Below are 21,455 nucleotides of genomic sequence, written 5' to 3'. Positions count from 1 at the left end.
GATGAAGATAGCCAACGAATTCACCGTCAACGCACCGATCGAGCGGGCCTGGGACGTGCTGACCGACCTCGAGCAGGTGGTCCCGCTGATGCCCGGCGCGGCGCTGGTCGGCCGTGACGGCGAGGAATACCTCGGCACCGTGAAGGTCAAAGTCGGCCCGGTGACCAGCGAATTCAGCGGCAAGGTCCATTTCGTCGAGCGCAGCCGCGACCAGCACCGCGCGGTCATCGACGGCAAGGGCAAGGAGGCCAGAGGGACCGGCAATGCCGCGGCCACGGTCATCACCCAACTGCACGACGAGGGCGAGCGCACCCGCGTCACCGTCGACACCGACCTGAAGATCGTCGGCAAGCTCGCCCAGTTCGGCAGCGGGATGTTGCAGCAAGTGTCGGAGAAGCTCTTGGCCCAGTTCGTCGACTCACTGGAAGCCAAGTTGTCCGCCACCAGCCCCGAACAGGCGCCGGCCGGCGAAAGCGCTGCCGCCGAGCCGGCTCCCATCGACCTGCTCGAACTCACCGGCGCGAACAGGTTCAAAAAGTACTCTCCGCTGCTGCTGCTCGCGCTGGCGCTGGGCGCGCTGGTGTGGGTCATTCGCCACCGGCGATGAACAGCGCCGGGCTGCTGCGGGGAGTGGATGCAGCGGCATTCGCGACGGCCCTGGCGGCGCGGCTGCGTGGCGTCGGCGTGCTGGTGTCGCCCAGTGGCCCGGCGAATTTCGTGCAAGCGCTGCGAGAATTGTTGCCGCACAGCCGCTCAGAGCTGTATTGGGCGGTGCGCTTGACCCTGATCAACCGGATGGAGGATCTCGCCGCGTTCGACGCGGTATTCGAGGCCACCATCGGCGACCCCGTCGTCGGCGATCCGCCCGCGCCGCAGCGGACGCGGCGCACCGAACAGGCCCACGCCGAAAGCCGAGACAGGGCAGGCAGCCCATCCGCCGCCGCCCTGCCCTGGGCCACCCGAGCCTCCGGAACCACACTCGACCGAACCGACCCCAGCCCCTCGCTACCGGAGCTGTTGCCCAGCCGCTTCGCCACGCGGGCCGACGAACCGTTCGATCAATTCGACCGCGACGACCTCCGCCGGCTCGGATCCTGGCTGGAAGCGTCGGTGGCGCGCTGGCCCCGGCGGCACAGTCTGCGGCACGAGCCGAGTCCGCTCGGCAAAGCGATCGACTTGCGCCGCACGATGAACGCGTCGCAGCTGACCGGCTGGGAACCACTGATCCTGGCCCGCACCCGGCGGCGTCGCCGACACCGGCGGGTCGTCCTGGTCTGCGATGTCAGCCGGTCGATGCGGCCCTACACGACGGTCTACCTGCATTTGATGCGGGCCGCGGTGCTGCGCCGGGCCGGGATCCGGCCCGAGGTGTTCGCGTTCTCGACATCGCTGACCCGGCTCACGGCCGTGCTATCCCACCGCTCGCCCGAGGTGGCACTGGAGCGGGCCAACGCCAAGGTCACCGACCGCTACAGCGGCACGCACATCGCACGCAGTCTCGGCGCCCTGTTGACCGCGCCGCACGGCAACCTGCTGCGCGGCGCGGTGGTGATCGTCGCCTCGGACGGCTGGGACAGCTATCCCCCTGACCTGCTCGCTCATGCGCTGGCCCGGGTACACCGGCGCGCCGAGCTGCTGGTCTGGCTCAATCCGCGAGCCGCGCAACGTGACTTCCAGCCGTTGGCCGGATCGATGGCCGCCGCCCTGCCCTATTGCGATCTGTTCTTGCCGGCGCATTCGCTGACCGGGCTGCAGCAACTGTTCCTGGCGTTGGCTTCCGCTCAACCGGCAGGGCAGGATCGGTTCCCATGGATCAGGTATGGGCCAACCGGGCGGTCAGCTCCGAAGCCGCCGTCACGAGCCGGCATCTGAAACGACTCTGGGCGCTACCGGGCACCCAATTGGGCGTGGTGGCCTGGCCACCGACCCGACGCGACCGCTGGTTCGGCGGCTGGCACTACTGGTGGCAGGCCCATCTGCTGGACTGCTTGATCGACGCGGAGCTGCGCGACCCGCAACCCGAGCGGCGCAAGAAAATCCGGCGGCAGATCCGCTCACACCGACTGCGCAACAACGGATCCTGGGTCAACAACTATTACGACGACATGGCGTGGCTGGCGCTGGCGCTCGAGCGGGCCTGCCGGGTCACCGGCATCGACCGGCATCGGGCACTGGACAAGCTGATGGACCAATTCGTCAAAGCCTGGGTGCCCGAAGACGGCGGCGGCATCCCGTGGCGCAAGCAGGACCAATTCTTCAATGCTCCCGCCAACGGCCCGGCCGGGATCTTTCTGGCGCGCTACGGCGACCGGCTCGAGCGCGCCCAAAAAATGGCCGACTGGATCGACGCCACGCTGATCGACCCGGAAACGCACCTGGTGTTCGACGGCATCAAGGCCGGTTCGCTGGTCCGCGCCCAGTACACCTACTGCCAGGGCGTGGTGCTGGGCCTGGAAACCGAACTGGCCGTGCGCACCGGCGCCGAGCGGCATGCCCAGCGGGTGCACCGTCTGGTCGCGGCCGTCGCCGAGCACATGGCGCCGTCCGGTGTACTGCGGGGCGCGGGGGGCGGTGACGGCGGCCTGTTCGCCGGGATCACCGCCCGCTACCTGGCGCTGGTGGCCACCACATTGCCGGGGGACAGCCCCGAAGATGCCGCGGCCCGCGAAACCGCCGGCGATCTGGTGCTGTCGTCGGCGCAGTCCGCGTGGGACAACCGGCAGACCGTCAAGGGGCTGCCGCTGTTCGGCGCGTTCTGGGATCGGCCCGCCCAGCTGCCCACCGCGCTGGGCAAGCAGGCCGAATTCGTCGACGGGGCAGTGAGCGGCTCAGAGGTGGCCGAGCGCGATTTGTCGGTGCAGCTGTCCGGCTGGATGCTGATGGAGGCCGCATATGCTGTCAGCGCGGCGGAGGCACCGGACCAGGAGAGGACCAATCTGTGAGTAAAGTCCACCGCGACGCCCAGTCCGCTCTGCAGGGCCTACTGAAGGACGGCATAACCATCGCGGCGGGCGGCTTCGGTCTGTGTGGCATTCCGGAGAATTTGATCCAGGCCCTCGTCGACAGCGGCGTCAAGGACCTCACGATCGTCGGAAACAACGCCGGTGTGGACGATTTCGGCATGGGCCTGCTGCTCAAGGCGCGGCAGGTGAAGAAGGTGATCGCCTCCTATGTCGGCGAGAACAAAGAGTTCGAGCGGCAGGTGTTGTCCGGCGAGCTGGACCTCACCCTCACCCCGCAGGGAACGCTGGCGGAGAAGTTGCGCGCCGGCGGCGCCGGGATTCCCGGTTTCTACACCCGCACCGGCTACGGCACCACTCTCACCGAAGGCAAAGACACCCGGGTCTTCGACGGCACCGAATACGTTCTGGAAGAAGGCATCCGCGCCGACGTGGCGATCATCAAGGCGTGGAAGGGTGATCCGGCCGGAAACCTCGTCTACCGCAAAACGGCGCGCAACTTCAATCCGATGATCGCGACCTGCGCCGCGGTGACAGTCGCCGAGGTGGAAGAGCTGGTGGAGCTCGGCGACCTGGATCCCGACCTGATCCATACCCCCGGCATCTACGTCGACCGCATCATCGAGGGAACCAACTACGAGAAGCGCATCGAGTTCCGCACCACCAGCAACGGCGCCGCGCTCAAACACGACAGCCCTATCCGCGAGCGGATGGCCCAGCGCGCCGCCGCCGAACTGCGCGACGGCTATTACGTGAATCTGGGCATCGGCATTCCGACGTTGGTGGCCAACTTCATTCCCGACGACATCAACGTGACGCTGCAGTCGGAGAACGGTCTGCTCGGCATCGGCGCCTACCCGACCGAAGACGAGGTGGACCCCGATCTGATCAACGCCGGCAAGCAGACCATCACCAGCATCCCCGGCTCGAGTTTTTTCTCCAGTGCCGATTCCTTCGCCATGATCCGCGGCGGCCATATCGACCTGTCCATCCTCGGCGGCCTACAGGTTGCCGAGAACGGCGACCTGGCCAATTGGATGGTGCCCGGCAAGATGGTCAAAGGACCCGGCGGCGCAATGGATTTGGTGTCAGGTGTCAAACGAGTGATCGTCGTGATGGATCACGCGGCCAAGGACGGCAGCCCCAAGATCCTCAAGCAATGCACATTGCCGCTGACCGGCAAGGGCGTGGTCGACATGATCATCACCGACCTGTGCGTCTTCGACGTCGAGCCGGGAAAAGGACTTGTGCTCAAGGAATTACATCCGGGGGTGACGGTCGAGGAAGTGCGCGCCAAGACGGGCTGCGATTTCACCGTCGCCCTGCGCTAGTTACGTCGCGTTATTTCGCGCGAGATCGACACCAGCGCGCAAAAGTGCGAGTAGACGTCGCGCCAACGTCGATCTCGGTGCTCATTCGGCGACCGGCAGCTGCTCGCGAGGCTCCTCCGGTGTCCGTCGGCGCCGCAGCCACACCCGCGCCGCCGAGATCAACGCGGGCAGCAGTGAGATGAACAGGATGCTCAGGATGATCTTTTCCAGGTTCTGATGCACGAAGCTCACATTCCCCAGGAAGTAGCCGGCCAGCGTGGCGCCGGCACCCCAGGCGATACCGCCGATGATGTCGAACCCTAAAAACACCGGGTAACGCATGTAGGACACCCCGGCGACCACCGGGGTGAATGTGCGCACGAACGGCATGAACCGGGCCAGGATGATGGCCATCGGCCCGTACTTTTCGAAGAACGCGTGCGACTCGGTGACGTAGTGCCTCTTGAAAAAGCGGGAATCTTCCTTTTTGAACAGGGCCGGGCCGATCCGGCGCCCGATGAGATACCCGGTCTGATCACCGAGGACCGCGACCACGGCAACGCAGGTTGCCAACACCTCGATGCTGACCGGCGGATGGGCGCTGGCCGCCAACAGACCCCCGGTGAACAGCAGCGATTCACCTGGCAACAGGGGAAACAGCAGACCGGTCTCGATGAAGACGATGATCAGGATGCCCGGTAGCACCGCGTGCCCGAACACACCGTCGGCGCCCAACCAATACATCGGGTCGAGCAGATTGGGCATTGCGGCCAGGGTGGTAGTCATATCGTTTCCCAACATACCGGCGGGTCCTGGGCGCTCTGTCGACGCCGGGCCGCTGTTGGGATACTTAGCCGCACACGGTTGCCGAGGAAGGAAGCCTCATGCCCATCGCAACGCCCGAGGTGTACGCAGAGATGCTGCGGCGCGCCAAGGAGAACTCCTATGCCTTCCCGGCCATCAACTGCACGTCCTCGGAGACCGTTAACGCCGCGATCAAGGGTTTTGCTGACGCCGGCAGTGACGGCATCATCCAGTTCTCCACCGGCGGCGCCGAGTTCGCTTCGGGCCTGGGCGTGAAGGACATGGTGACCGGGGCGGTCGCCCTGGCCGAGTTCGCCCACGTCATCGCCGAGAAGTATCCGATCAACGTCGCCCTGCACACCGACCACTGCCCCAAGGACAAGTTGGCCGGCTACGTCCGGCCGCTGCTGGCCATCTCGTCCGAGCGGGTGGCCGCCGGCAAGAACCCGCTGTTCGGATCGCACATGTGGGACGGTTCGGCGGTGCCGATCGACGAGAACCTCGACGTCGCCCGCCAACTGCTCAAAGAAGCCTCAGCCGCCAAGATCATCCTGGAGATCGAGATCGGCGTGGTGGGCGGCGAAGAGGACGGCGTGGCCAACGAGATCAACGACAAGCTCTACACCACCCCGGAGGACTTCGAGAAAACCATCGACGTGCTCGGCGCCGGTGAACACGGCAAGTACCTGCTGGCCGCGACGTTCGGCAACGTGCACGGCGTCTACAAGCCCGGCAACGTCAAGCTGCGCCCGGACATCCTGGCCCAAGGGCAGAAGGTGGCGGCGGCCAAACTCGGGTTGCCCGACGGCGCCAAGCCGTTCGACTTCGTGTTCCACGGCGGCTCGGGATCAGAGAAGTCGGAGATCGAAGAGGCGCTGCGCTACGGCGTGGTGAAGATGAACGTCGACACCGACACCCAGTACGCGTTCACCCGGCCGGTCGCCGCGCACATGTTCACCAATTACGACGGCGTGCTCAAGGTCGACGGCGAGGTGGGCAACAAGAAGGTCTACGACCCGCGCAGCTACCTGAAGAAAGCCGAGGCCTCAATGACCGAGCGGGTCATCGAGGCGTGCAACGACTTGCACTGCGCCGGAAAGTCGGTCAGCTCAAACTAGCCGGTACTGGACTGGCAGATCTTCCACTGGTCGTCGCGGTACTGCAGGTCGAAGCTGCGGGTCGAGCGGGTCTGCGGGGCATAGGCCATGAACGCGGTGACGTTGGCCTCGGCGTGGCCGTCGTCGACGACGACCTGATCGATGCTGGCGACCACCGGATACTGCTTGGCCGCGGCGACCCGCTGGTAGGTCTCCTTCCAGGCCTTCTCGTCGTAACTGACATAGCCGTCGCGGATGTCGCCGCAGGTCAGACTGCGCAGTGTGGCCAGGTCGCCGTTTTGCACCGCGACGTCGAAGCGCTGAATAGTGCTGCGGACCATCTCCTCCTGTGAGGCGGCCTTCCGTTTGTGGCCGTGGGTCAGCAGCACGGTCGCCATCACGGCGATGGCCGCCAACGCCAAGATGATCAGGATCAGCGCCAGCACCCAGCCCCAACTACGGTGGGTGGACGGTAGTTTGACCCCCAGCCGAGGTGGAATCGCTTGCGGCATAGCGGTTCTCGGCGATTGCTGCCCTTGCTCGAACACCTCGGTGGCCGGATCCGCCGGCGTGTCGATCACGGTCGTCTCTTTGGCATCGAAACCCGGTGCGGTGAAACGGCGTTCGCGCTGCTGCCGCTGCGGTCCCGAGCTGTCCTGCTCGCGGTCTGGGGCCTCGGCGATCACCTCGGTCGCCGGCTCAGCGTCCGACGGCGCCCTTCGGTAGGGCTCGGTGTCCTCCTCACCGGGGCCGGCGTTGGCCTGGGCGGAATCGGCGTCGTCTGGACCGAATCGGGCCGCGGTCCTGTCATCGCGGTCAGGCCCTGGTGGGTTGGGCATGGTCGCTACTGTCCTCCCCGTTTTTGATTCCGTATTTGGAGCTTAGCGATCTCCCGCCGCGCCCGGTGCCGCCACGCTTGCGATCGCCACCGCACAGCACGGCACAATGAACCCTATGACGCGGATGGGCGATCTGCTGGGACCGGATCCGATCTTGCTGCCGGGGGACAGCGCCGCCGAGGCTGAGCTGCTCGCCGGCGAGAAACCCGCAATCGTCGCCGCTGCGCACCCCGCGGCCTCGGTGGCCTGGGCGGTGCTGGCCGAAGATGCGCTGTCCGACGACCAGGCCGTCACCGCCTACGCCTATGCCCGTACCGGCTACCACCGTGGCCTGGATCAGCTGCGGCGCAACGGCTGGAAGGGGTTCGGCCCGGTCCCTTATTCGCACGAGCCGAACCGGGGCTTCCTGCGCTGCGTGGCCGCCTTGGCGCGCGCCGCCGAGGCCATCGGGGAGACCGACGAATTACAGCGCTGCCTGGACCTGCTCGACGACTGTGACCCGGCCGCGCGGCCGGCCCTCGGGTTGAGTTAGCAGCTCGTCGAGCAGTCGCTGGACGTTTCGATCTGGATGGTGGCGTGCCGCAATCCGTAGGCGCTCAACGCCGCACGTGCGTCGTCGAGCACCCGGGCGGCATCGCCGCGGCTGCTCAGATGCGCGGTGATCATGTCCCTGCCGGGCGCCAGCGTCCACACGTGCAGATCGTGCACGCCGGTCACACCGTCGACGGCGCGAAGCGCCGCACGCAGCTCGTCGACATCGAGGTGGCTCGGCGAGGTTTCCGACAAGATGCGCAGCGCGTCGCGGGCGAGCGACAGCGCTCGAGGCAGCACCCACAACGCGACGACGACGGCCACCACGACGTCGGCGTAGGGCCAGTGCGTCGTCACCGTGACCAGCCCGGCGGCAAGCACCCCGATGGTGCCCACGGTGTCGGCGATCACCTCCAGGTAGGCGCCCTTGACCGCCAGGCTGCCGGTGGCGTGGGAGCGCAGCAGCAGTGCGACCGCCAGGTTGGCGCCCAGCCCGACCAGCGCCACCACGATCATCGGCACACCCGGCACCGCCGGCGCATTACCGATCCGCTTGATCGACTCGTCGAGGATCACCGCCGCCACCCCGATCAACAGCACGGCGTTGGCCACCGCGGTGAACACCTCCGCGCGATGCCATCCGTAGGTGCGAGCAGCTGATGAGCTGCCGCGACGGGCCATCAGCAGGGCGATCAGGCCGATGACCGTCGCGACCACGTCGGTCAGGATGTGTCCGGCGTCGGCCAGCAGCGCCATCGAGTCGATGGTCAGCGCGGTGATCACCTCGACGGCGAAGAATGCCGTCAGGATCGTCGCCGCGATGAGCATCCTGGACACTCGGCTGCTGCTCACAGGCATTCCACAAATATATGCGCATGTACGCATATATTGCAACCCGTCTGTGGGTCAGACCCAGGCGCTCCAGAACCGGGTCAGCCGGCTGCCGGTCCCGGCCAGCGCGGACGGTACCCCCGACAGCCCGTAAAACCAGTCGACGATCCCGAAGAACCACAGATTCAGTGCCGGCGCCACCAACAAGACAACGAGGAACAACCAGCCGTACTGCTTGAACGGTTCGGCCGCGCGCTGGGTCTGCGGGCTCAAATACGGTTCCATCGCGGCGTAACCGTCGAAGCCCGGGATGGGCAGCAGGTTCAGCAGGACCGCGGTGACCTGCAGAAACCCCAAGAACGCGATGCCGGCCCACAGCACCGGGTGCGCCGGGTCGAAAAACAACCGGGTTGCTACCAGCAACACGACGGCCAACACCAGGTTGGCCGACGGTCCGGCCAGGCTGACGATCGTGCGCCGGGCCGCCGGCATGAACGAGGTGCGCAGATACACCGCGGCGCCCGGCAGCCCGATGCCCCCCAGCGCGATGAACAGCATCGGCAACCCCAGCGACAGCAACGGGGCGCTGTACTTGCGCGGATCCAGCGTCAGATAACCCCGCACGGCGACGTCACGATCACCGAAACGCCAAGCCGTCACCGCATGGCCGAACTCGTGCAGACACAGCGACACCAGCCAGCCGGCGATCACCAAGATGAACACTCCGATGTAAGCCAGCGCCCCGAGGTCAGCGCCGTCCCACCACGCCAGCACCCCGCCGGCCAAGGTCAGGCCGACGAACGCCAAAAAGATCGGGCTGGGTCGCACCGATTGATGCAGGTTGTCGATGCTCACGTCACGACGCTACTGGACCAGCAGCCAGCCCTCGGTGTGGCGGTAGAAGGTCGACCGTCGCACCGGCCGCGCCGCCGGCACCCCGTCGCGGATCACCGTCGCGCCGGTGGTGCCCAACTGTGCCGCTCGACCGGTCACCCAGCGGCCCCGCCCCACCCGGGCCCGCAGCCCGGGCAGCGCCGCCGTGGGCTCGACCCGCACCGCGGCGACATCGCCATCGAACAGCACGGTGTCGTCGACAACCGCTTCACCGTGCAGCACCCGACCGTCGGCGGGCCGCCACTCGGCTGAGCCCACCACGACGGTGCCGGTCTCATCGCGGATCAGCGGCACCCGCTGTGCGGTGCCGCGCCGCGCCCGCCGGGCCGCCCGCCACCTCGTCGCCAACCGATAAGCCCGGGTGGCGGGGGATCGGCGTCGCGAGACGTAGGCCACCTCGACGTCGAGCCGGTCGGCGCGCAACAGCCGGGTCAGCACCCCGGCCAGGTCGGCATCCGAGCCGACCACGATCAGCCGCCGGGCGGTTTCCACCGCGGAGTCGACCTGCGCGACCGGCAACCCCCGCAGCGCACGCGGCAGCCGTCCAGCCCCGAACACCAGGACGGTCGTATTCAAGACGCTCCTCGCAAACCACTGAGCTAGTGTGAGTCACCGGCTGGACCACAATAAACAGGAGAACCATGCCGGCAATCGTCCTGATCGGCGCCCAATGGGGCGACGAGGGCAAGGGCAAGGCCACCGATCTACTCGGCGGCCGCGCCCAGTGGGTGGTGCGCTATCAGGGCGGCAACAACGCCGGGCACACCGTCGTCTTGCCCAGCGGCGAGAACTTCGCGCTGCACCTCATCCCGTCGGGTGTGCTGACACCCGGCGTCACCAACGTCATCGGCAACGGGGTGGTGGTCGATCCGGGCGTACTGCTCGACGAGCTGAAGGGGCTCGAGGAGCGCGGTGTCGACACCTCCCGGCTGCTGATCTCGGCCGACGCCCATCTGCTGATGCCCTATCACGTGGCCATCGACAAGGTGACCGAGCGCTACATGGGCAGCAAGAAGATCGGCACCACCGGTCGCGGCATCGGCCCGTGCTACCAGGACAAGATCGCCCGCATCGGCATTCGGGTGGCCGATGTGCTCGACCCCGAACAGCTGGCGCACAAGATCGAAGCCGCGCTGGAACTCAAGAACCAGATCCTGGTCAAGGTGTACAACCGCAAAGCGCTGGAGCCCGAGCAGGTGGTGCAAACCCTGCTGCACCAGGCTGAGAGCTTCAAGCACCGCATTGCCGATACCCGGTTGCTGCTCAACACCGCGCTGGAAGCCGGGGAGACCGTGTTGCTGGAAGGCTCGCAGGGCACCCTGCTCGACGTCGACCACGGCACATATCCGTATGTGACGTCGTCGAATCCGACCGCGGGCGGCGCGGCCGTCGGCTCTGGAATCGGACCGACCCGAATCACGACCGTGCTGGGAATCCTCAAGGCGTACACCACCCGGGTCGGGTCCGGCCCGTTTCCCACCGAATTGTTCGACGAGCACGGCGAATACCTCTCCAAGACTGGCGGCGAGTTCGGCGTGACAACCGGACGGCGCAGGCGCTGCGGTTGGTTCGACGCGGTCATCGCCCGCTATGCCACCCGGGTCAACGGCATCACCGACTACTTCCTGACCAAGCTCGACGTGTTGTCCAGCCTGGAAACGGTTCCGGTGTGCGTCGGTTATGAGATCGACGGTAAGCGCACCCACGACATGCCGATGACCCAAAGCGACCTGTCCCGCGCCGAACCCATCTACGAAGAACTGCCCGGCTGGTGGGAAGACATCTCCGATGCGCAGCAGTTCGACGATCTGCCCGCCAAAGCGCGCGACTACGTGCTTCGATTGGAAGAGCTTGCCGGAGCGCACATTTCGTGTATCGGCGTGGGTCCGGGGCGAGACCAGACCATTGTGCGCCGCGACATTCTGCAGGCGCGCCCGTGACGGAGGACGCAGAGCAACTCGATCCTGAGTATCAGCATCACGGCGGCTTTCCGCGGTATGAGGCCGCAGAGCCGGGCGCGGGTTTCGTCAGGTTCGTCACCGCGATGCGGCGCTTGCAGGACCTCGCGGTGTCCGCCGATCCGGACGAAGCCACCTGGGACAGCGCGGCCGAGCGGGCTGAAGAACTGGTCAAGCTGCTCGACCCGTTCCAGGCGCCGGAAGGAGTCGCTCCGGCCGGTCGGGTTCCGTCGATGCCCGGCCTCGGCAGTCTGCTGATGCCGCCGTGGAAGATGACGAAGTTCGGTCCCGACGGCGTCGAAATGCGCGGAGAGTTCAGCCGGTTCTATGTGGGCGGCAACATGGCCGTACACGGCGGGGTGTTGCCGTTGCTGTTCGACTGGGTGTGCGGCATGGTGGTCGTCGCAGCGGGGCGCCCGATCAGCCGAACCGCGTTCCTGCACGTCGATTACCGCAAGGTCACCCCGATCAACACTGAACTGGTGGCGCGCGGACGAGTCGACACCGTCGAGGGCCGTAAGGCGTTCGTGTCCGGTGACTTGCGTGACACCGACGACACGGTGTTGGCCGAGTGCAACGCCCTGATGGTGCGCCTGTTGCCCGGCCAGCCCTAACCTGTGGTCGTGACCCCCGACGAGCCGGCCTCCGACCAACCTCCCGACGACGACGCTGCGCGAACCACGGTGATGCTGCTGGGCTCCGACGAGTTCAGCCGGGAGCTGGCGATCGTGTTTCAACGGCTGGGCACCGAGGTGATCGCCGTCGAGCGGCACGCCGACGCGCCCGCGCACAAGGTGGCAGACCAGTCGGTGGTGATCGACATGACCGACACCGACGAGTTGGCGGCGCTGATCGGGCGGCTGCAACCCAACTATGTGGTGACGGTCTCCGACGCGGTCGCCGCCGATGCATTGACGGCCGCTGCGGAAACGGGTTTCGCGCAAGTGTTCCCGACTGCGCGCAGCGCTCGGCTCACCGCCGACCGCGAAGGTCTGCGCCGGCTGGCCGCTGAGCAACTCGGGCTGCCCACCGCGCCGTTCTGGTTCGCCGGATCGCTCGATGAACTCAGCGCCGTCGCCGAGCACGCCGGATACCCGCTGCGTATCCAGCCGGTGGCCGGTCCGGGCGGATCCGTGGCATCCAACCCGCACGAGCTGGAAGGCGCCTGGCAGCGTGCGGTGTCGGCCGGTGGCCCGCACGCCCGGGCACGGGTGTTGGCCGAGGCCGTCGTCGAAGTCGACTTCCACGTGACACTGCTCACGGTGCGCAGCGACGGTCCGACCGGCCCGGGGATCGAGTTCTGCTCGCCGATCGGGCACAGCCGGGCAACGAACGACGCGGTGGAATGCTGGCAGCCGCAGGAGATGAGCCGAGTGGCTCTGGATGCCGCCAAGTCGATCGCGGCGCGCATCGTCAAAGCCGTCGGCGGGCGGGGGCTGTTCGGCGTGGAACTGATGGTCCGCGGCGACGAGGTGTACTTCTGCGGCGTCAGCGCGCGGCCGTATGAACACGCGTTGCTGACACTGCGCACTCAGCGGCTTTCGGCGTTCGAGCTGCAAGCCCGGTCGGTCCTGGGCCTGGGCACCGACACCATCATGATTTCCCCGGGAGCGGCGCAAGTGCTCTACTCAAGCCGCCGGACCCGCGACGACGCCGCCGACAACACCGGGCCCATCGGCGGTGTGCTCGGCGAAGCGCTGGCGGTGCCCGAAAGCGACGTGCGGGTGTTCGGCTCAGACAGCGCCGCCGAGGGGCAGCGCCGGCTCGGGGTTGCCGTAGTCACTGCGGCCGATGTGCCCACCGCGCGCGACCGCGCCCGGCAGGTGGCGGCCGCGCTGCGCAAGCTTTGGAAGCCGTGAAAGACTCTTTTAGGTGAGCTACGCAGGAGATATCACGCCGCAGCAGGCATGGGAGCTGCTCAGCGAGAATCCGGATGCCGTGCTGGTTGACGTGCGCACAGATGCCGAGTGGCGTTTCGTCGGGGTGCCCGACTTGTCCGGCCTGGGTCGTGAGGTCGTGTACATCGAGTGGAACCGCACCGACGGGAAACGCAACGACAACTTTGTCGCCGAGTTGCTGGACCGGGTTCCGCCGCGCAGCGATCGGCCGGTGGTATTCCTGTGCAGATCCGGAAATCGCTCGATCGGTGCGGCCGAAGTCGCCACCGAGGCCGGTATTACGCCGTCCTACAACGTGCTGGACGGATTCGAAGGACACCTCGACGAGAACGGCCACCGCGGTGTCACCGGATGGCGGGCGATCGGTCTGCCGTGGAGGCAGTCGTGAGCGCCAGCGACGGTGCAGATCGCAGCGATGAGGAGACGCGGCGCGCATTGACCGACTCGATTCGCATTCCACCACCGCTGCCCGACGGTGTGGGTCCGGCCACCACCGGCGTGCGCGGCGGGGTGCTGCGCTCGCAGTTCGAGGAGACCGCCGAGGCGATGTACCTGTCCTCGGGCTACGTCTACCCGTCCGCCGCTGACGCCGAGCAGGCGTTCACCGGCGAGGTGGATCGCTACGTGTACTCGCGCTACGGCAACCCGACCATCACCATGTTCGAGGAACGGTTGCGCCTCATCGAAGGGGCGCCGGCGGCCTTCGCCACCGCGAGTGGCATGGCGGCGGTATTCACCTCGCTGGGCGCGCTGCTGGGGGCAGGAGACCGCCTGGTCGCCGCGCGCAGTCTGTTCGGCTCGTGCTTCGTGGTGTGCAACGAGATCCTCCCGCGCTGGGGAATCCAGACGGTGTTCGTCGACGGCGACGACCTCTCGCAATGGGAAGAGGCGCTGTCGGTGCCCACCCAGGCGGTGTTCTTCGAGACGCCGTCGAACCCGATGCAGTCGTTGGTCGACATCGCCGCGGTCACCGAGCTGTCGCACGCCGCGGGGGCAAAGGTGGTGTTGGACAACGTCTTTGCTACACCGGTGCTGCAGCAGGGTTTTCCGCTCGGTGTCGACGTGGTGGTGTACTCGGGGACCAAGCATCTCGATGGGCAGGGCCGGGTGCTGGGCGGGGCGATCCTCGGCGACAAGGAATACATCGACGGCCCGGTCCAAAAGCTGATGCGGCACACGGGTCCGGCGATAAGCGCGTTCAACGCCTGGGTGTTGCTCAAAGGTCTTGAGACTTTGGCGGTCCGGGTCAACTATGCCAACAGCTCGGCGCAGCGCATCGCCGAGTTCCTCGAGGGCCATCCCGCGGTGCGCTGGGTGCGCTACCCGTTTTTGCCGTCGCACCCGCAGCACGATTTGGCGAAGCGTCAGATGACCGGCGGCGGCACGGTGATCACCTTCGAGCTCGACGCCCCGGACAGCGCAGCCAAGGGGAGGGCCTTCGAGGTACTCGACAAGTTGCGGCTGATCGACATCTCCAACAACCTGGGCGACGCGAAGTCACTTGTCACTCATCCGGCGACCACCACGCACCGGGCGATGGGACCCGAAGGCCGGGCGGCGATCGGGCTGGGCGACGGGGTGGTGCGGATCTCGGTCGGGCTCGAGGACACCGAGGACCTGATCGCCGATCTCGATCAGGCGCTGGGCTAGCCGCCCAGGCAGGTAGCGAATCTCGCCGCGAAAGCGAGCTGATCGGCAATACTGAACCGCGTGTACCGTCGAACGGTGCTGAAGCTACCGCTGCTGCTGGCAGCGGGCGTCGCGCTGGCCAAAAAACCTCGTGCTGCCGCGGCCGAAGCGGGTCGCTGGTCGGCCGATCGGGCCAACAACTGGTACCAGGGGCAGGACTACCTCGTCGGCGCAAACTACATCACCTCCAATGCGATCAATCAGCTCGAGATGTTTCAGGCCGACACCTTCGATCCGCGGCGCATCGACACCGAACTGGGCTGGGCCCGCTCCTGCGGGTTGAACGCCGTCCGGGTCTTCTTGCACGATCAGCTGTGGGCGCAGGATCATCGCGGCTTCCAGCGGCGCCTGGCACAGTTCGTCGGGATCGCGGCGCGGCACCGCATCAAACCACTTTTCGTCCTTTTCGACTCCTGTTGGGATCCACTGCCGAAACTCGGTCCACAGCGCGCACCGAGGCCCGGGGTACACAATTCCGGTTGGGTGCAAAGTCCCGGCGCCGAACGGCTCTACGATGGTCGCACCCGACTCCTGCACGACTACGTCACGGGCGTGCTGACCCAATTCCGTAACGACGACCGCGTTCTGGGCTGGGATCTGTGGAACGAGCCCGACAACCCCGCCCGCGAGTACCGCGACGTCGAACTGACCGACAAGCAGGAGCGTGTCGCAGACATGCTTCCCCGGGTATTCCGATGGGCGCGCGAAGTTGATCCTCGTCAACCGTTGACAAGTGCTGTTTGGGACGGCAACTGGGGAGATCCGGCGAGTCGCAGCACAATCGTCGGCATTCAATTGGACAACTCCGACGTGGTCAGCTTCCATTGCTATGACAAGCCGGCGGACTTCGAGTCGCGGATCGCCGAGCTTGCCCCGCTCGGACGGCCGATGTTGTGCACCGAGTATCTGGCCCGCACCCGCGGCAGCACTGTTGACGGAATTTTGCCGATTGCCAAGCGTCACAACGTTGCCGCGATCAACTGGGGTTTGGTCGCCGGCAAGACGCAGACCTACTACCCTTGGGACTCCTGGGATCAGCCGTACACCACCATGCCGAAGGAATGGTTTCACGATCTGCTGCTGCCTGATGGGCGGCCCTATCGGAGCGCTGAGATCCAAAAGATCCGCGGTTTGGTCGGCGGTGACGGTTAGATAACACGCGGTAGCCCGGGCGCGCCAAGGATAACAATTCAGCGCGACGCGCTGGGCAAATGCCGGGGTCCTCGGCTTTGCCAACATATCGTCAAATCGTGTACCGCCGAACGGTCCTCAAGCTGCCGCTGTTAGTGGCCGCAGGAGCTGCAATGGCCCCCGTACCCCGTGCCGCCGCGGCACCGCCGCGCGCCTCCGCGGAAGCGAATCGGTGGTCGCCCGAGCGCGCCAACCGCTGGTATCAAGCGCAGGGCTGGCCCGTAGGTTCAAACTTCATCACCTCCAACGCCATCAACCAACTGGAGATGTTTCAGCCCGGCACCTACGACCCCCGCCGCATTGATACCGAATTGGGTTGGGCACGCTATCACGGACTCAATTCGGTGCGTGTCTTTCTTCATGATCAATTGTGGGCACAGGATTCTCGCGGCTTCCAGATGCGTCTGGCACAGTTCGTCAACATCGCCGCACGCCACCGGATCAAGCCGATGTTTGTTCTGTTCGATTCCTGTTGGGACCCTTTCCCCCGAGCCGGACGGCAGCGGCCACCCAAGCCTGGAGTGCACAACTCCGGGTGGGTGCAAGCCCCCGGGGCTGAACGACTCGACGACCGCCGCTACCTCCCCACGATGCAAGCCTATGTCACCGGCGTGTTGACCCAATTCCGCAATGACGACCGAGTGTTGGGTTGGGACCTGTGGAACGAGCCCGATAATCCCGCACCGCAATACCGATCGGTGGAACGGAAAGACAAACTGGAACTTGTCGCCGATCTACTTCCCCAAGTGTTCGCGTGGGCACGCGCCGTCGACACGAGCCAACCACTGACCAGTGGCGTATGGGACGGGGAGTGGGGAGATTCCGCGAGCCGCAGCACAATTGCAGGCATCCAGCTCGACAATTCCGACGTGATCACATTCCACTCCTATGCCAGGCCGGCGGCTTTCGAGAACCGAATCGCCGAGCTGACTCCGCAGGGACGCCCGATTCTGTGCACCGAGTACATGGCGCGGACGATGGGCAGCACGATCGACGGAGTCCTACCAGTTGCCAGGCGGCACAACGTTGGTGCCTTCAACTGGGGTTTGGTCGCCGGGAAGACCCAGACCTATTTTCCGTGGGATTCGTGGAATCATCAGTACACGGCGATTCCCCGGGTGTGGTTTCACGATTTGTTGCGTCCGGATGGACGGCCGTTCGCCGACACTGAAATTCACACGATTCAAGCGCTGAACGCCGGCCAGACGTCCTAGCCGGCCTGCTGTTCGGCTCGTTCGGCTTGTTCGGCGGCTTTCAAGGTCTCTTGTGTGAGGTTATTCGCTCTGCTCATCGCCAACCTGGCGTAAACCATCTGACTGGTGATGGCCATTTGGCTGCGACTGCGGCCCATGAAAGTGATGAACCAGTGGATCAGGGTGGTGAAGCGGTTCTGGAAGCCGACCAGATAGACCAGGTGCAGCCCCAGCCAGGCCAGCCACGCGATGAAGCCGCCGAACTCCAGCTTGCCGATCTTCGCCACGGCGCTGAACCGGGAAACGGTCGCCATGCTGCCCTTGTCGAAATACTGGAACGGGCTGCGGCCGGCCGGGTCATCGTGGCCCTTGAGCGACCGCTTGATGCATTTGCATGCATAACGCGCACCCTGGATGGCTCCTTGAGCCATCCCCGGCACACCGGGCACCGCCATCAAATCACCGACGACGAACACGTGTGGATGCCCCTTGACGGTGAGGTCTGGTTCCACTAAAACCCTTCCAGCACGGTCGATTTCGGTTCCGTCAGACTGCTCGGCGACCATCTTGCCGAGCGGACTGGCCTGCACACCGGCTGCCCACACCTTGCACGCGCATGGGATGTGGCGTTCGGTGCCGTCTTTGTCCCGGACGGTGATGCCCTGGTAGTCAACGTTGGTCACCATGGCGTTGAGCTGAATCTCGACACCCATCTTCTCGAGCCGGCGTTGCGCCTTGCGGCCCAGCTTCGCACCCATCGGGGGCAACACCGCAGGTGCGGCGTCGAGCAGGATGACCCGGCAATCGCTGGGCCGGATGGTTCGAAACGCCCCAGCCAGGGTGCGCTCGGCGAGTTCGACGATTTGTCCGGCCACCTCCACACCCGTTGGGCCGGCACCGACCACCACGAAGGTCAGCCGGCGTTCCCGCTCGGCGTGGTCGGTGGCGACCTCGGCTGCCTCAAAGGCGCCCAGGATCCGGCCGCGGAGTTCCAGTGCGTCGTCGATCGTCTTCATGCCCGGTGCCCAGGTGCCGAAATGGTCGTTGCCGAAGTAGGACTGCTGCGCGCCGGCCGCGACGATGAGGCTGTCGAATGGTGTCACGGTGGTCATGCTGATCAGCCTGGAAGTCACGGTCTGCGCGTGCAGGTCGATGGCCTCGATCTCTCCCAGCAACACCCGGACGTTCTTTTGCCTGCGCAGGATCAGCCTGGTCGTCGGCGCGATTTCGCCGACGGACAAGATGCCGGTGGCGACCTGATACAGCAGCGGCTGGAACAGGTGGCTGGTCGTCTTGGAGATCAAGGTGATCTCGACGTCGGCCCGCTTCAACGCCTTGGCCGCAGTCAGGCCGCCGAAACCCGATCCGATGATGACGACGCGGTGGCGTTGGTCCGGCATGCTCATCCTCTCAACCGATCTCAGCGGCGGACGAACTGGCCCGACCCAACCTGCTCCACGGGCGCACGCTCGCTTCCGCCATCTCCATGGCTTTCGTCGTGAACACGCGAAAGCCCAGATGTGGCTTGAATCCATGAATCTCGCGGGTGTCCAGCGCACGCATGAAAGCCAGTATCTGCGGGCTGAAAACTTGTCCGGGAACCAGGATCGGAAAACCCGGCGGATAAGGGGTGACGAACGTTGCCGAGACCACCTGCTGGCCGGACTCCATCCGTTCCTCTACTTCGTCAGCGGTCAGATATTCGCAGAAGCTGTCGTCGTAGCCCAGATAGAACGCCCGTCGTATATCGCCGTCAGGGGTTGACGGGCCGCCATTGTCGTTGTGTTCGACGAAGCACGAATGGAATTCGCTGAAATCCGGTAGCGGCGTCGACGGGCTGGTCAGGCGCAGCACTGCCCGCTCGTGATGGGCCCGCTCGGTCAGGCTCATGTCGGCGATTCGGTCGTCGAGCTCTTGGGCGAGGTTCACCAGGACCTCCACCAGATAGGCCACCGAGCTGCGAGTGGTCCCGATGTTGGTCATGAACAGCACCGTGTTTCGGGACGTCTTGTTGATCTGCACGCCGTAGCGGTCCATCAGGTGCGCACGTTTGAAAGTGTCGCCGTCGATCCCGGTGTTGCCGATGTACAGCGTGATGCGGCTGGGATCGAGGACGAATTCGTCTTGCTCCCAGGCGGTGGCCATGTTGCGCAACCCGGTGCGCAACGGCTGGTCGAGGCATGCGGGACGGAATTGTTCCGGGATCATCTCCGCCGTGGACAAGCAATGCATGTAGCGGCTCAGCAGCGGATGCTTGTCGATCGCGTCGCGCAGCTGCATGGCGTTCTCCACCTGCTTTTGCACCAGCTCCACGCCTTCCAAGTCGGCTTGGCGCCGACCGATGTCCAGCGAGGCGAGCACTTGATAGTTCGGCGAGGTGGAGGTGTGCGCCATGTAGGCCTCGTGGAAGGGCTCTTCCACCTTCTGATCGAAATCCTGGTCGTAGACGTGGATCATCGATCCCTGCCGCAGCGAAGTCAGCGTCTTGTGGGTGGATTGCGTTGCGTAGACGCGGACACGAGCGCGCGCGGGGTCGGGCATCAGGCGACGGGTGAGCAGGGTCGCGTCGTCGGCGCCGGCGAGTTCTTCGGCGTAGTCTCGATAAGCCTGGCGATACTCCGGTGACCGCAGCCGCTCACGGATCTTGGCCGCCGCGTGCATGGCGGTGCGTCTGCGGTAGACATGGTGGAACCTGGCGAACGCGAACCACGCTTCGTCCCAAAGGAATATGAGGTCGGGCTTGATGGCCAGGCATTCCTCCATGACCCGCTGGACGTCGTAGACGATGCCGTCGAAGGTGCAGTTGGTCAGCGTCAGCAGCTTGACCCGGTCCAGCTTCCCCGCGGCCCGCAACGCCAGCAGCCGCGACTTGATCTCCCGCAGCGGAACCGCCCCGTACATCGAATACTGGTTGAGCGGGTAGGCATCCAGGTAGGTGACCTGAGCACCGGCCATCAACAGCCCGTAATGGTGCGACTGGTGGCAGTTGCGGTCGACCAGCACGATATCGCCGGGTGCGACCAGCGCCTGCTCGACGATCTTGTTGGCGGTCGAGGTGCCGTTGGTGACGAAATAGGTGTGCCGCGACCCGAATGTGCGCGCCGCCAACGCCTGCGCCTCGCGCAGCGGCCCGGTGGGCTCGAGCAGCGAGTCCAGCCCGCCGCAGGTCGCCGAGGTCTCAGCCAGAAAGACGTCGAGCCCGTAGAAATCGATCATGTCGGAGATCCAGTGCGAGCTGACGATCGACTTGCCCTGCGAAATCGGCAGTGCGTGAAAGACGCCGGTTGGGCGGTGACTGTATTCGCGCAGCGCGGAGAAGAACGGCGTCCGATACCGCGCCGCCACCCCCTCCAACAAGGTCAGGTGCTGATCGAGGCCGGCTTCGCCGCCGTGGAAGACCCTGCGGAAGTGGTGGCCGAGCCGGGCGGCGACATCTTCGACCTCGAGTTCGGTGATCAGGTACATGTCGATCTCGGGGCGGCTGTCTTTGATGGCTTCAGCCAAGATCGCGGCCCGCTCCTCAGGAGAATGATCGGCCAAGTCCTCGGCGATGTGTGCATCCACGAAGTGCTCCAACGCCGAAAGGTCTCGACGGGACCGATGGGCGAATCGCCGTGTTATCGCGCACGCCTGCACGCTGGCGTTGAGTCGGGCGGCGATAATCGCCTCGTCGCCGCTGCCGACCACGACGATTTCGTAGACGAAGGCATCGTCTGGGCGGCGACGACTGTGAATCTCCTTGCGCAGCGCAGCTTCCTGCGCTTCGGTCATGGTCGCGACGATCAGCAGTTCGAAGTACGGGCGGCCGGAACGGTGCAGGCCGAGTACCTCCAGGGCACCCTCGTCCGAGCCGAGCGCATCGGTGTCACTTTCCAGCGGTGACGCGTCCGCCCCGCTGCGGTAGGACTCGGTTACCAGGGCCCGGTTGATCTTCGACACCGTTCGGCCGAACATTTCGTAGGCACCGGTGGCGAACAGGCGGTGCGTCTGATTGAACACGTGGATACCGGGAAAAGCCCAATATCGTTCGAACGGACGCAGCTGGGACAACAGCCGGTCGACCAATTCGACGAGCTCGGTGAGATCGGTTCCGCGGGCGGCTGCGGTTGACAGTCGGCGGCTGGCTTCTTCCAGCCGGCACCAGGCGTCGGCGCGGAACTGCCATGCGGTGTTGTACGCGTGCGGGTTTACGTCAGCCATCTCGAGCCTCCAGCCGCTCTGGCTTTCAGGCTAGGCCGATACCGCACTGCAAGCGCGGTT

The 21,455-nt window shown here is 65.7% G+C and carries 20 protein-coding genes; 13 read left to right on the top strand and 7 right to left on the bottom strand.

Translation table 11 applies throughout. The annotated features are described in order from the left end of the window. The first annotated feature begins 1 nt into the window (after position 1). Genes MSP7336_RS03315 through MSP7336_RS24410 form a run of 4 tightly spaced genes read left to right on the top strand, consistent with a single transcriptional unit; the run spans position 2 to position 4,291 of the window. Positions 2-607, top strand: a complete 606-nt coding sequence (locus MSP7336_RS03315; protein WP_069395968.1) for an SRPBCC family protein — start codon at positions 2-4, stop codon at positions 605-607. Then, entirely contained in the window at positions 604-1,872 is a 1,269-nt protein-coding gene (locus tag MSP7336_RS03310) for a vWA domain-containing protein (RefSeq protein WP_113963032.1), read from the top strand. Before MSP7336_RS03315 ends, MSP7336_RS03310 begins: the two co-directional genes overlap by 4 nt. Continuing rightward, the gene (locus tag MSP7336_RS03305; RefSeq protein ID WP_069395966.1) at positions 1,809-2,942 is read left to right on the top strand and encodes a glycoside hydrolase family 76 protein; all 1,134 of its coding nucleotides are present in this window, start codon (positions 1,809-1,811) and stop codon (positions 2,940-2,942) included. Before MSP7336_RS03310 ends, MSP7336_RS03305 begins: the two co-directional genes overlap by 64 nt. After that, positions 2,939-4,291 carry a 3-oxoacid CoA-transferase gene (locus MSP7336_RS24410; protein ID WP_113963031.1) on the top strand — a complete coding sequence of 451 codons (1,353 nt, stop codon included), beginning with the start codon at positions 2,939-2,941 and terminating at the stop codon, positions 4,289-4,291. Before MSP7336_RS03305 ends, MSP7336_RS24410 begins: the two co-directional genes overlap by 4 nt. A gap of 81 nt (positions 4,292-4,372) precedes the next feature. On the opposite strand, the gene MSP7336_RS03295 is transcribed toward MSP7336_RS24410, so the two are convergent. After that, positions 4,373-5,056 carry a VTT domain-containing protein gene (locus MSP7336_RS03295; protein WP_113964752.1) on the bottom strand — a complete coding sequence of 228 codons (684 nt, stop codon included), beginning with the start codon at positions 5,054-5,056 and terminating at the stop codon, positions 4,373-4,375. A 98-nt stretch (positions 5,057-5,154) separates the two neighbouring features. Here MSP7336_RS03295 and fbaA point away from each other — a divergent pair, with 98 nt between their 5' ends. Beyond that, entirely contained in the window at positions 5,155-6,192 is a 1,038-nt protein-coding gene (gene fbaA / locus MSP7336_RS03290; protein WP_113963030.1) for a class II fructose-bisphosphate aldolase, read from the top strand. On the opposite strand, the gene MSP7336_RS03285 is transcribed toward fbaA, so the two are convergent. Beyond that, the gene (locus MSP7336_RS03285; RefSeq protein WP_069395963.1) at positions 6,189-7,010 is read right to left on the bottom strand and encodes an Rv0361 family membrane protein; all 822 of its coding nucleotides are present in this window, start codon (positions 7,008-7,010) and stop codon (positions 6,189-6,191) included. The genes fbaA and MSP7336_RS03285 overlap by 4 nt on opposite strands. A 115-nt stretch (positions 7,011-7,125) precedes the next feature. On the opposite strand from MSP7336_RS03285, the gene MSP7336_RS03280 reads away from it, so the two are divergent. Next, positions 7,126-7,542, top strand: a complete 417-nt coding sequence (locus tag MSP7336_RS03280; RefSeq protein WP_069395962.1) for a DUF3151 domain-containing protein — start codon at positions 7,126-7,128, stop codon at positions 7,540-7,542. Here the strand turns inward: MSP7336_RS03280 and MSP7336_RS03275 are convergent. The 3 genes from MSP7336_RS03275 to MSP7336_RS03265 are packed head-to-tail and all read right to left on the bottom strand — an operon-like array spanning position 7,539 to position 9,842. Next, complete coding sequence (locus MSP7336_RS03275) at positions 7,539-8,399, bottom strand: cation diffusion facilitator family transporter (protein WP_244917405.1); 861 nt, start codon at positions 8,397-8,399, stop codon at positions 7,539-7,541. The two genes, MSP7336_RS03280 and MSP7336_RS03275, sit on opposite strands and share 4 nt — an antisense overlap. A gap of 48 nt (positions 8,400-8,447) precedes the next feature. After that, a complete protein-coding gene (locus tag MSP7336_RS03270) occupies positions 8,448-9,227 on the bottom strand; it encodes a site-2 protease family protein (RefSeq protein ID WP_113963028.1) in 780 nt (259 codons plus the stop codon). Positions 9,228-9,236: 9 nt separating this feature from the next. Then, positions 9,237-9,842: a peptidase M50 gene (locus MSP7336_RS03265; RefSeq protein ID WP_069395959.1), complete on the bottom strand. Its 606-nt coding sequence runs from the start codon at positions 9,840-9,842 to the stop codon at positions 9,237-9,239. A 65-nt stretch (positions 9,843-9,907) separates the two neighbouring features. On the opposite strand from MSP7336_RS03265, the gene MSP7336_RS03260 reads away from it, so the two are divergent. The 7 genes from MSP7336_RS03260 (at position 9,908) to MSP7336_RS03230 (ending at position 17,216) form a co-directional block, all read left to right on the top strand. Beyond that, complete coding sequence (locus MSP7336_RS03260; protein ID WP_069395958.1) at positions 9,908-11,206, top strand: adenylosuccinate synthase; 1,299 nt, start codon at positions 9,908-9,910, stop codon at positions 11,204-11,206. Next, positions 11,203-11,838, top strand: coding sequence for a PaaI family thioesterase (locus MSP7336_RS03255; RefSeq protein ID WP_069395957.1), 636 nt, complete (start codon positions 11,203-11,205; stop codon positions 11,836-11,838). The genes MSP7336_RS03260 and MSP7336_RS03255 overlap by 4 nt, the downstream gene beginning before the upstream one ends. A 9-nt stretch (positions 11,839-11,847) precedes the next feature. Beyond that, complete coding sequence (gene purT, locus MSP7336_RS03250) at positions 11,848-13,083, top strand: formate-dependent phosphoribosylglycinamide formyltransferase (protein ID WP_280524350.1); 1,236 nt, start codon at positions 11,848-11,850, stop codon at positions 13,081-13,083. Positions 13,084-13,096: 13 nt separating this feature from the next. Next, complete coding sequence (locus tag MSP7336_RS03245) at positions 13,097-13,510, top strand: rhodanese-like domain-containing protein (RefSeq protein ID WP_069395955.1); 414 nt, start codon at positions 13,097-13,099, stop codon at positions 13,508-13,510. Positions 13,511-13,557: 47 nt separating this feature from the next. Next, positions 13,558-14,772, top strand: coding sequence for an O-succinylhomoserine sulfhydrylase (locus MSP7336_RS03240; RefSeq protein ID WP_113964750.1), 1,215 nt, complete (start codon positions 13,558-13,560; stop codon positions 14,770-14,772). Between the two features lie 60 nt (positions 14,773-14,832). Continuing rightward, on the top strand, positions 14,833-15,963 hold the full coding sequence (locus tag MSP7336_RS03235; RefSeq protein ID WP_069395954.1) for a glycoside hydrolase 5 family protein: 1,131 nt from the start codon (positions 14,833-14,835) through the stop codon (positions 15,961-15,963). Between the two features lie 98 nt (positions 15,964-16,061). After that, positions 16,062-17,216 carry a glycoside hydrolase 5 family protein gene (locus tag MSP7336_RS03230; protein WP_113963027.1) on the top strand — a complete coding sequence of 385 codons (1,155 nt, stop codon included), beginning with the start codon at positions 16,062-16,064 and terminating at the stop codon, positions 17,214-17,216. Here MSP7336_RS03230 and MSP7336_RS03225 read toward each other — a convergent pair. Further along, the gene (locus MSP7336_RS03225; RefSeq protein WP_069395952.1) at positions 17,213-18,601 is read right to left on the bottom strand and encodes an NAD(P)/FAD-dependent oxidoreductase; all 1,389 of its coding nucleotides are present in this window, start codon (positions 18,599-18,601) and stop codon (positions 17,213-17,215) included. The genes MSP7336_RS03230 and MSP7336_RS03225 overlap by 4 nt on opposite strands. Before the next feature lie 4 nt (positions 18,602-18,605). Continuing rightward, positions 18,606-21,395, bottom strand: a complete 2,790-nt coding sequence (locus tag MSP7336_RS03220; protein ID WP_069395951.1) for an ornithine decarboxylase — start codon at positions 21,393-21,395, stop codon at positions 18,606-18,608. Between the last annotated feature and the right edge of the window lie 60 nt (positions 21,396-21,455).

The sequence above is a fragment of the Mycobacterium shimoidei genome (genome assembly GCF_900417275.1).
Taxonomy (GTDB): Bacteria; Actinomycetota; Actinomycetes; order Mycobacteriales; family Mycobacteriaceae; genus Mycobacterium; species Mycobacterium shimoidei.
The sequence above is the reverse complement of the archived record's forward strand: the minus strand, read 5'-3'. Positions and strand labels throughout refer to the sequence as shown.